The 9,988-nt window shown below is 69.9% G+C and carries 12 protein-coding genes; 11 read left to right on the forward strand and 1 reads right to left on the reverse strand.

All coding sequences use genetic code 11. The features are described 5' to 3' along the window. Positions 1-8: 8 nt before the first annotated feature. A complete protein-coding gene (locus HV826_RS29545) occupies positions 9-611 on the forward strand; it encodes a DUF177 domain-containing protein (RefSeq protein ID WP_176420394.1) in 603 nt (200 codons plus the stop codon). Positions 612-743: 132 nt separating this feature from the next. Here the strand turns inward: HV826_RS29545 and rpmF are convergent, their stop codons facing one another. After that, complete coding sequence (gene rpmF, locus HV826_RS29550) at positions 744-932, reverse strand: 50S ribosomal protein L32 (RefSeq protein ID WP_011554760.1); 189 nt, start codon at positions 930-932, stop codon at positions 744-746. 445 nt (positions 933-1,377) lie between these two features. Here rpmF and plsX point away from each other — a divergent pair, with 445 nt between their 5' ends. The 10 genes from plsX to HV826_RS29600 form a co-directional block, all read left to right on the forward strand. Continuing rightward, positions 1,378-2,439: a phosphate acyltransferase PlsX gene (plsX, locus tag HV826_RS29555; protein WP_176420396.1), complete on the forward strand. Its 1,062-nt coding sequence runs from the start codon at positions 1,378-1,380 to the stop codon at positions 2,437-2,439. Between the two features lie 40 nt (positions 2,440-2,479). Continuing rightward, entirely contained in the window at positions 2,480-3,421 is a 942-nt protein-coding gene (gene fabD, locus HV826_RS29560) for an ACP S-malonyltransferase (protein ID WP_176420398.1), read from the forward strand. Further along, on the forward strand, positions 3,418-4,167 hold the full coding sequence (gene fabG / locus HV826_RS29565) for a 3-oxoacyl-[acyl-carrier-protein] reductase (RefSeq protein WP_176420400.1): 750 nt from the start codon (positions 3,418-3,420) through the stop codon (positions 4,165-4,167). The genes fabD and fabG overlap by 4 nt, the downstream gene beginning before the upstream one ends. 104 nt (positions 4,168-4,271) lie before the next feature. Beyond that, positions 4,272-4,514, forward strand: a complete 243-nt coding sequence (gene acpP, locus HV826_RS29570) for an acyl carrier protein (protein WP_090495523.1) — start codon at positions 4,272-4,274, stop codon at positions 4,512-4,514. 84 nt (positions 4,515-4,598) lie between these two features. After that, a complete protein-coding gene (gene fabF / locus HV826_RS29575) occupies positions 4,599-5,852 on the forward strand; it encodes a beta-ketoacyl-ACP synthase II (protein ID WP_176410815.1) in 1,254 nt (417 codons plus the stop codon). 20 nt (positions 5,853-5,872) lie between these two features. Further along, positions 5,873-6,316, forward strand: a complete 444-nt coding sequence (rpiB, locus tag HV826_RS29580) for a ribose 5-phosphate isomerase B (protein WP_163782128.1) — start codon at positions 5,873-5,875, stop codon at positions 6,314-6,316. 36 nt (positions 6,317-6,352) lie between these two features. Continuing rightward, positions 6,353-7,609 (forward strand): serine hydroxymethyltransferase, encoded by a 1,257-nt coding sequence (gene glyA, locus HV826_RS29585; protein ID WP_176420402.1) that lies wholly within the window; start codon positions 6,353-6,355, stop codon positions 7,607-7,609. Positions 7,610-7,630: 21 nt separating this feature from the next. Then, positions 7,631-8,137: a transcriptional regulator NrdR gene (gene nrdR / locus HV826_RS29590; RefSeq protein WP_140799178.1), complete on the forward strand. Its 507-nt coding sequence runs from the start codon at positions 7,631-7,633 to the stop codon at positions 8,135-8,137. Positions 8,138-8,146: 9 nt separating this feature from the next. Next, positions 8,147-9,310, forward strand: coding sequence for a bifunctional diaminohydroxyphosphoribosylaminopyrimidine deaminase/5-amino-6-(5-phosphoribosylamino)uracil reductase RibD (gene ribD, locus HV826_RS29595; RefSeq protein ID WP_176420404.1), 1,164 nt, complete (start codon positions 8,147-8,149; stop codon positions 9,308-9,310). A gap of 51 nt (positions 9,311-9,361) precedes the next feature. Then, on the forward strand, positions 9,362-9,988 hold a 627-nt coding region (locus HV826_RS29600; protein ID WP_176420405.1), incomplete at its 3' end, for a riboflavin synthase.

Here is a 9,988-nt window from a genome sequence, read left to right on the forward strand (position 1 = left end):
CAGCGTAAATGCTCGTAAAGGTTGATCAAATCAAGGACGCAGGGCTGAAGCTCGAGGAGCCCGTCAATCTCGAGCTGCTCGGTGAGACGCTGGGAGGCGCGGCCTCCGGCGAGGATACCGGATTCCGGGCCACGGCCCCGGCGACATTGAAGGCGTCGCTGCGCAAGCTGGGCGGCGGCGTGCTGCTGGAGGGGCGCTTCACGGTGGACGTCACCAGCCCCTGCAAGCGCTGCCTCACCGACGTGGCCACGAAGGTCCCCGTGGAATTCACGCTCAACCTGGTGCCTGAGTCGCTGGCCCGGGGCGACGACTTCAAGGATGACGACGAGAAGGCCATGGAGAAGAAGGAGCGCAGCCAGGGAGAGTCTGGCGGCTCCTTCGGGCTGGACGACGCGGATCAGGAGCTGTTCGACGGGAGGGTCATCAACCTGGACCCCATCGTTCGCGAGCAGCTCCTGCTGGCCCTGCCGATGAGCGCCGTGTGCCGGGACGACTGCAAGGGCCTGTGCTCGCAGTGCGGCGCGAACCGCAACGACGTCGCCTGCGCCTGTGACACCCGGCCCGTGGACCCGCGGCTGGCGCCGCTGAAGAACATCAAGCTCAGCAACTGAAGTGCGCCTGGAGCGCGGGGCCGCCTCGTGAGGGGGGCCCCGGAAACGACAAGGGCCGCGGCCTCCACGGGATGGAGGCGCGGCCCGTCGTGTTTCACAGCACCCGGGGAGGGCGCTGTCTTCGGCGGTGCGTCAGGCCTCGGCCTGAGCCACGACTTCACGGCCCTTGTACTGGCCACAGGACGTGCAGGCGCGGTGAGGCATCACCGGCTCCTTGCAGTTCGGGCACTTGGTCACCTGCACGGCGCTCCGCAGGTTGTTGTTGGCCGCACGACGGCGGTCACGACGCATCTTCGAAGTACGCTTCTTGGGGACACCCACGGCTCACCTCTATATTCGACTCCGACCCGGAGCGTTCGCGCCGGTCCGGACCGGTTGAGTCCAAAGTCTTTCGCGCTGTGCCGGGGTCCCCGGCTCCGTGCGCAACACTCTCTCTGCTCGAAACCGGCCTGGGGCGGTCGCACGAAGGCTCCCGTACTCCATGTCCGGCTTCGGAAGGCGGCGGACCCTAGCGGCTCGAAGCCCCCGAGTCAATGCGGCAACGCGGGAGGGCCCGACATCTCCCGGGCACCGTCTATCCCGGACGGTGCCCGGTGACAACGCCCATGGCACAGGCGCCATTCTTCTGGCCACGCCCCAGGGCGTGTCAGCCAGTCGTTGCCCCCCTGGAGGGTTCCTGCTGTGCTGCGCGCCGCCCGCCCCCCGGCGGGTGGGATACCGACACCAACAGCCGCCGGGACGCCTGGCGGGCAAGGAGAGGGTGGGGATGAGGCTGGTGCTGGATGCCATGGGCGGCGATCACGCGCCCGCCGCCCCCGTGGAGGGTGGGGTGCTCTTCGCGCGGGCCCACCCCGGCCATGAGGTGCTCCTGGTGGGCGACGAGGCGAAGGTGGCGCCCCTGCTGGGCAAGCTGAGGCCTCCGGCCAACCTCCAGGTCCACCACGCCTCGGAGGTCGTGGAGATGGACGAGCACGCCTCGGCCGCCTTCCGCCGCAAGCGGGACTCCTCCCTCCGGGTCGGCTTCGAGCTGGTGCGGGACGGCCGGGCGGAGGCGCTCGTCTCGGCGGGCAACTCCGGCGCCGTCATGGCCGGGGGGCTGCTCTCGCTGGGGCGGCTGCCGGGCGTGGAGCGTCCGGCCATCGCCGCGCTCTTCCCCGCGCTCAAGGGCGGCGGTCGCTGCCTGTTGCTGGACGCGGGCGCCAACGTGGACTGCCGCCCGTCGCACCTGGCCCAGTTCGCCGTCATGGGAGAGGCCTACGTGCGCGCGCGCATGGGCGTGGCCCGGCCCCGGGTGGCCGTGCTCTCCAATGGAGAGGAGTCCTCCAAGGGGACGCCGCTCACCCGGGAGGCCAGCGAGCTGCTGCGGCGCTCGGATCTGGACTTCGTGGGTTACGTGGAGGGCAAGGACCTCTTCTCCGGCGAGGTGCAGGTGGTGGTGACGGACGGCTTCACCGGAAACGTCGTCCTGAAGACATCCGAGGGCGTGGGCATGGGCGTCATTGGCCTGCTGCGTCAGGCCATCGAGCGGCGCGGAGGGCTGGCGGAGAAGGTGGGGGCGATGCTGCTCCAGCCCGCGCTGGCCGGGCTGCGCCGGGTGGTGGACTACGCCGAATACGGCGGGGCGCCCCTGCTGGGCATCCAGGGGGTGGGCATCGTCGCGCATGGGCGCTCCACGCCCCGGGCCCTCTTCAACGCGCTGGGCGCGGCGCTGGCCATGGCGGAGGGCGGCGTGCAGGCGGAGTTGACGCGTTGCATCGAACGCGCGGGGGCGTGGCTTCCGACCCACCCGAAGGGAAAAAGGGCGACAGACGCGGGCGTTTCCGATTAGAGGCTGCGGCCCCGGCCGCTGAAGAGGAGGCAGAGTCCGCATGTCGAAGGTCGCGTTCGTGTTCCCCGGGCAGGGCAGCCAGGCCGTGGGGATGGGCAAGGACCTGTATGAAAAGTTCCCCGAGGCCCGGGCCGTGTTCGACGCGGTCGACGCCGCCCTGGGGGAGAAGCTCTCCACCCTCTGCTTCGAGGGCCCGGACGAGGCCTTGAAGCTCACGGCCAACACCCAGCCGGCCATCCTCACGGTGTCGCTGGCGGCGCACGCGGTGTTCGCGAAGCGGGGGCCGGCGCCGTCCTTCGTGGCGGGGCACTCGCTGGGCGAGTACTCGGCGCTGGTGGCCGCGGGCTCCATGGACCTGGGCGACGCGGCTCGGGCGGTGCGCGCGCGGGGCACCTTCATGCAGGAGGCGGTGCCCGCGGGCGTGGGCGCCATGGCCGCGGTGTTGGGCCTGGTGCCGGAGAAGGTGAAGGCGGCCTGCGACGCGGCGGCCGAGGGGCAGGTGGTGTCGCCGGCGAACTACAACTCGCCCGAGCAGACGGTCATCGCCGGTGACGCCGCGGCGGTGGAGCGCGCCGGGGTGAAGTGCAAGGAGGCCGGCGCCAGGCGAGTGATGACCCTGCCGGTGTCCGCCCCCTTCCACTGCGCGCTGATGTCGCCGGTGCAGCCCCGGCTGGCGGAGGTGCTGGGCCGCATCCCGGTGTCCGCGCCGTCCGTGCCGGTGGTGACCAACGTGGAGGCCCGGCCCAACGCGGACGCGTCGCGGGTCGTGTCGCTGCTCCTGGAGCAGGTGAGCTCGCCGGTGCGCTGGATTGAGTGCGTGGAGGCGCTGAAGGCCGAAGGCGTCACCCGCATCATCGAGCTGGGGCCGGGCAAGGTGCTGGTGGGGCTGGTCAAGCGCATCACCAAGGACATCGAGCTGTTCAACGTCGAGGACTCCGCGAGCCTGGACAAGGCGCTCGCGGCACTGGGGGTGGCACCATGAGCGGCTTCAAGGACAAGGTCGTGCTCGTGACGGGTGGCTCGCGCGGCATCGGCCGGGCGTGCGCGGTGGCCTTCGCCAAGGCGGGGGCCTCCACCGTGGTCATCAGCTATGCGGGCAATGAAGCGGCGGCCCAGGAGACGGTGGCCCTGCTCCAGGCGGAGGGCGCCAAGGCGGAGGCCATTCGCTTCGACGTGTCCGACAGCGCCGCCTGCGCCAGCGCCGTGGACGGCATCGTCAAGGGCCACGGCCGGCTGGACGTGCTCGTCAACAACGCGGGCGTCGCGGTGGACGGCCTGGTGATGCGGGTGAAGGACGAGGACTGGGACAAGCAGCTGGACACCAACCTCAAGGGCGCCTTCTCGCTCATCCGCGCCGCCAGCAGGCCCATGATGAAGCAGAAGGGCGGCGCCATCATCAACATCACCTCCGTGGTGGGGGAGATGGGCAACGGCGGTCAGGCGGCCTACTCGGCGTCCAAGGCGGGGCTCATTGGCCTGACGAAGTCCGTGGCCCGCGAGCTGTCCAGCCGGAACATCCGCGTCAACGCCGTGTCCCCCGGCTTCATCGGGACGGACATGACGCATCAGATCAATGACGAGATGCGCCAGAAGATGCTGGAGGGCATCCCCCTGGGGCGGCTGGGCAATCCAGAGGAGGTCGCCGGCGCCGTCGTCTTCCTGGCCGGGGACGCCGCGTCCTACATCACCGGCGAGGTCCTGAAGGTCAACGGCGGCATGTACATGTAACCCACGGTTGGATTGCCGCCGGGCGTGGGATATACCGCGCCCGCTTTCGACATGGTCCGGGAAGCCAGCCGGGCCACATCTGGTTCCTGGAGGGTTCTACACTTATGTCGACGTCAACCATTGAGGCCAAGGTCAAGTCCATCATCGCCGACCAGCTCGGTGTCGGAGAGGATGAGATCAAGCCGGAGTCCTCCTTCATCGAGGACCTGGGCGCGGACAGCCTCGACATCGTGGAGCTCGTCATGGCGATGGAAGAGGAGTTCGAGGTCGAGATTCCCGACGAAGAGGCGGAGAACATCAAGACCGTCGCCGACGCCACCAACTACATCAACACCCACAAGAAGTAGGTAGCACCACGGCGTGCCGGGGTGCGGGGCGACGCCGCGTGATGCGCGGCGTCCCCGGTGTCCCAGGCGCCACCGGAGAGGACCGTGTCACAACGTCGAGTCGTCGTCACCGGAACCGGGCTCGTTTCGGCTCTGGGAACCGGAACCGAGAAGAACTGGCAGGCGTTGATCGCCGGCACGTCGGGTATTGCCCAGGTCACGCGCTTTGACGTTGGGAAGATCGACACGCGCATCGCGGGTGAGGTGAAGGACTTCGAGCCCGAGAAGTTCATCGAGAAGCGCGAAGTGCGCCGGATGGACCTGTATGCGCAGTTCTCGCTCGCCGCCGCGCAGATGGCGGTGGAGGAGTCAGGGCTACCCGTCGGTCCAGACAAGCCGCACGGCTACATCCCCGAGAAGGTCGGCGTCATCGTCGGCTCAGGCATCGGCGGTATCTCTTCGCTGGAAGAGCAGCACCGCAAGGGGTTGGAGAAGGGGTTCGACCGGTTGTCGCCCTTCTTCATCATCCAGATGATCATCAACATGGCGCCGGGCCTCATCTCCATGCGGTACAACTGCAAGGGGCCGAACTGGGCGCCGGTGTCCGCGTGCGCCACCAGCGCCCACGCCATTGGCGAGGCCTGGAAGTCCATCCGCCTGGGTGAGACGGACGCGGTCATCGCCGGCGGCGCCGAGGCGGCCATCACCCCGCTGGGGCTGGGTGGCTTCTCGGTGATGAAGGCGCTGTCCACGCGCAATGATGATCCGGCCGGGGCCAGCCGTCCCTTCGACAAGGAGCGTGACGGCTTCGTCATGGGCGAGGGCGCGGGCATCCTGGTGCTGGAGGAGATGGAGGCCGCGAAGAAGCGCGGCGCCAACATCCTGGCGGAGGTGGTGGGGTACGGCGCCAACTCGGACGCGTACCACGTCACCCAGCCGGCCCCGGAGGGCGAGGGCGCGGCGCGCTGCATGCGGCTGGCGCTCCAATCCGCGGGGATGAACCCGGAGGACGTGGGCTACATCAACGCCCACGGCACCTCGACGCCGTTCAACGACGCGAATGAGACGAAGGCCATCAAGGCGGTGTTCGGGGACCACGCGCGCAAGGTCGCCGTGTCGTCGACCAAGTCGATGACGGGCCACATGCTCGGCGCGGCGGGGGGCTTCGAGGCCGTGGTCAGCGCGCTGGCGCTGACGCGCAACCTCCTGCCGCCCACCATCAACCAGACGTCGCCCGACCCGGACTGCGACCTGGACTACGTGCCCAACCAGGCGCGTGAGGCCCGGGTGGACGCGGTGATGAGCAACTCGTTTGGCTTCGGCGGCACCAACGCCGTGCTGGTGTTCAAGCGCTTCTAGCCGTCCCAGGAGAACCCCGCGTGAAAGTCATCCTCGCTTCAGACCACGCGGGCCTGGAGCTCCGGCAGGAGCTGGTGTCGGCGCTCACCGCGCGGGGCGTGGCCCACGAAGACGTGGGTCCCGTCACGCGGGACTCGGTGGACTATCCGGACTTCGCCGCGCGGGTGTCCCGCGCCGTGGCGTCCGGGCAGGCCACCCTGGGCGTGCTGGTGTGTGGCACCGGTATTGGCATGAGCATCGTCGCCAACAAGCACCAGGGCATCCGGGCGGCCCTGTGCACCACGGAGTTCGAGGCCCGTATGGCCCGGGCCCACAATGACGCCAACGTGCTGTGCCTGGGCCAGCGCGTGGTGGGGGCCGGCGTGGGCCGCGCCATCCTGGAGGCGTTCCTCAGCACTGCTTTCGAAGGCGGCCGCCACGAGCGGCGCGTCCAGATGATTCGCGAGGCCGAGTCCCAGGGCTAACGGCCCCGCCGTACCCGTCGTTCGAGGGAATCCGCCATGGAGAACATCCGTACGCTGGCCGAAGTGGACCCGGAGATTGCCCGCGTCCTCCGCGAGGAGACCCAGCGCCAGGAGGAGGGGCTGGAGCTCATCGCTTCGGAGAACTTCGTCTCTCCGGCGGTGATGGAGGCGGTGGGCTCGGTGCTCACCAACAAGTACGCGGAGGGCTACCCCGGCAAGCGCTACTACGGCGGCTGCGAGGTGGTGGACGTCGCGGAGAGTCTGGCCATCGCCCGCGCCCGGGACTTGTTCGGCGCGGACGCGGTCAACGTGCAGGCGCACTCCGGCAGCCAGGCCAACATGGGCGCCTTCATGGCGCTGATGAAGCCGGGCGACACCATGCTGTCGCTGGACCTCAACTCCGGCGGCCACCTCACCCACGGCGCCACGTTCAACTTCTCCGGCAAGCTCTACAAGGTCGTCCACTACGGCCTGACGCGTGACACGGAGACCATCGACTTCGCGCAGGTGGAGTCGCTGGCCAGGGAGCACAAGCCGAAGGTCATCGTCGTGGGCGCCAGCGCGTACCCGCGCACGCTGGACTTCGCGAAGTTCCGTGAGATCGCCGACGCGGTGGGCGCGGCCATGCTGGTGGACATGGCGCACATCGCCGGCCTGGTGGCCGCGGGCGTGCATCCCTCGCCGGTGCCGGTGGCGGACATCGTCACCAGCACCACGCACAAGACGCTGCGTGGCCCGCGCGGCGGCCTGGTGCTGAGCCGCGAGCAATACGCCAAGAGCATCAACAGCCAGATCTTCCCCGGCATCCAGGGCGGCCCGCTGATGCACGTCATCGCTGGCAAGGCGGTGGCCTTCAAGGAGGCGCTGTCGCCGGAGTTCAAGGCGTACCAGCGGCAGACGGTCGCCAACGCGAAGGCGCTGGCGGAGGCGCTCCTGCGCGCCGGCCTGCGGCTGACGTCCGGCGGCACGGACAACCACCTGATGCTGGTGGACCTGCGCCCCAAGAAGCTCACGGGCAAGGTGGCCGAAGAGGTGCTCGGCAAGGCCGGCATCACCGTGAACAAGAACATGATTCCGTTCGACCCGGAGAAGCCGATGACCACGTCCGGCGTCCGGGTGGGCACGCCGGCCATCACCACGCGCGGCATGCGCGAGGCGGAGATGGCGGTGGTGGGGCGGCTCATCGGCGAGGCGCTGGACGCCGCGCAGGACGACGCCGCGCTGGCCCGCATCAAGGGGCAGGTGAAGGAGCTCTCACAGGGATTCCCGCTCTACGCCTCGCGGTTGAAGTAGGCTGGCGGGCCGTCCCCTTCCATGCGCTGCCCCTTCTGTCAGGACGCCGAGAACAAGGTCATCGACTCCCGCGAGTCACACGAGGGCTCCGTCATCCGGCGGCGCCGCGAGTGCCTGGCCTGCAAGCGCCGCTTCACCACGTATGAGCGGGTGGAGGAGCTCTATCCGCTCATCGTGAAGAAGGACGGGCGGCGCGAGGCGTTCGACCGGGAGAAGATCGTCAACGGGCTGAAGAAGGCCTGTGAGAAGCGGCCCGTGTCCGCGGACCAGCTCGAGGAGACGGTGGTCGCCATCGAGCGGCAGCTGCAGGGCATGGGCGAGAAGGAAGTGCCCTCGTCCGTCATCGGCGAGGAGATCATGCGCCGGCTGCGGCAACTGGACGAGGTGGCCTATGTCCGCTTCGCGTCCGTGTACCGCAGCTTCCGCGACATCGCGGAGTTCATGGACGAGCTGAAGGCCCTGCGCGAGGCGGAGGCGCGCGAGCAGCGCCAGGCGCCGCCCACGGCACCGGTGGACAAGGGCGGTTAGAGGAAGCACATGCGGCTGCTGACACGGGCAAGGTTGGAAGCGACCCGGGCGCCCCGGGCGAAGCGCGCGGCGGACTTCGACCGGGCGGTGGCTGAGTTCTTCATGCGCATCGCGCTGGAGGAAGCCGCCAAGGGCCTGGGCCGTACCAGCCCCAACCCCGTCGTGGGCGCGGTGCTGGTGAAGGGCGGGCGCATCATCGCCCGCGGCTACCACAAGAAGGCGGGCACCGCGCACGCGGAGGTCGTGGCGTTGGAGGCCGCCGGCGCGCGCGCGAAGGGCGCGGACCTCTACACCACGCTGGAGCCGTGCGACCACTACGGGCGCACCCCGCCGTGCAGCATGGCCATCATCGAGGCGGGCGTCCGGCGCGTCATCTGCGCGTCGGCGGACCCCAACCCGAAGGTGAGCGGCAAGGGCGTGGCGCGGATGCGGCGCGCCGGCCTGAAGGTCCTCACGGGCGTGCTCGCGGAGGAGGCGGACCGCCTCAACCGGCCCTTCTTCAAGGTGATTCGCACCGGCCTGCCGTGGGTGACGCTCAAGGCGGCGGTGACGCTGGACGGAAAGCTGGCCACCGCCACCGGTGACTCGCGCTGGGTGACGGGGGCGCCGGCGCGCGCCTGGGTCCACCGGCTGCGTGACTCGGTGGACGTCATCCTGGTGGGCGCCAACACCGTCCGGAAGGACGACCCGAAGCTGACCACGCGGCTGCCCGGAGGAGGCGGGAAGGACCCGCTGCGCGTGGTGGTGGACAGCCACCTGCGCCTGTCTCCGGGCCACACCGTCTTCACGCAGCGCAGCGCGGCGCCCACCGTGGTGGCCACGCTGGAGGACCCGGAGGGCCGCAAGGCGCGGCGCTTCCTGGCCCAGGGCGTGGACGTCTGGCAGCTGCGTCAGAAGGCGGGGCAGGTGGACCTCAAGGCCCTGCTGCGGCGGCTGGCGAAGGGGGGCCACAACCACGTCATGGTGGAGGGCGGCGCGGAGCTGTACGGCTCCTTCCTGCGCGGGCACCTGGCGGACTCGCTGTCGCTCTTCCTGGCGCCCAAGCTGATTGGCAGCCCGGGCCTGTCCTGGGCCGGCGACCTGGGCGTGAAGGAGATGGCCCAGGCCCTGGCGGTGAAGGACCTCACCTTCGAACGCCACGGCGACGACATCCTGCTCCAGGCGCTGCTGTAGGACACGAGCGGCCGTGGGCGCGGGCGGGGCGGGTCCGTTATAAGCGGCCCCATGTTTACCGGCCTCATTCAGGACCTCGGCAGGGTGGAGCGTGTCATCCCCGGCGGGATGACCGACCTGTGGATTCACACTTCGCTGGGCGCGGCGGCCTTCGAGCTGGGCGAGTCGATTGCCGTCAACGGCGCCTGCCTCACGGTGGTGGAGCGCACGGGCGACAGCTTCCGCGTGCAGGCCGCGCCGGAGACGCTGCGGCGGACGACGCTCTGCGCCGTGAAGCCGGGAGACCGGGTGAACCTGGAGCGGGCCCTGGCGCTGGGGGACCGGCTGGGCGGGCACCTGGTCTCAGGCCACGTGGACGCCGTCAGTGAGGTGCTGGAGACGTACCCGGAGGGCGGCTCCTGGGTGATGGGGTTCCGGCTGCCGGAGGCGCTGGCGCCGTACTTCATCGAGAAGGGCTCTGTGGCCATTGACGGCATCAGCCTCACCGTCAACACGCTGGAGGCGGACCGGTTCCGGGTGCAGCTCATCCCGGAGACGCAGGAGCGCACCACCTTGAAGGCGCGGGGTGTGGGGGCGAAGGTGAACCTGGAGGCGGACCAGATAGGGAAGTACGTGGCGCGGCTGTTCGCGCTCCAGCGGGGCCCGGGGGCGCCCGGGCCCCGCTGGAGCGCGAACAGC

The organism is Myxococcus sp. AM010 (genome assembly GCF_013372585.1).
Classification (GTDB): Bacteria; Myxococcota; Myxococcia; order Myxococcales; family Myxococcaceae; genus Myxococcus; species Myxococcus vastator.

Coding starts and splice junctions, on each gene's coding strand:
- fabD (WP_176420398.1), top strand. CDS start 2,480: ATGTCGAAGGTCGCGTTCGTGTTCCCCGGGCAGGGCAGCCAGGCCGTG.
- fabG (WP_176420400.1), top strand. CDS start 3,418: ATGAGCGGCTTCAAGGACAAGGTCGTGCTCGTGACGGGTGGCTCGCGC.
- ribD (WP_176420404.1), top strand. CDS start 8,147: ATGCGGCTGCTGACACGGGCAAGGTTGGAAGCGACCCGGGCGCCCCGG.
- acpP (WP_090495523.1), top strand. CDS start 4,272: ATGTCGACGTCAACCATTGAGGCCAAGGTCAAGTCCATCATCGCCGAC.
- nrdR (WP_140799178.1), top strand. CDS start 7,631: ATGCGCTGCCCCTTCTGTCAGGACGCCGAGAACAAGGTCATCGACTCC.
- plsX (WP_176420396.1), top strand. CDS start 1,378: ATGAGGCTGGTGCTGGATGCCATGGGCGGCGATCACGCGCCCGCCGCC.
- HV826_RS29545 (WP_176420394.1), top strand. CDS start 9: ATGCTCGTAAAGGTTGATCAAATCAAGGACGCAGGGCTGAAGCTCGAG.
- glyA (WP_176420402.1), top strand. CDS start 6,353: ATGGAGAACATCCGTACGCTGGCCGAAGTGGACCCGGAGATTGCCCGC.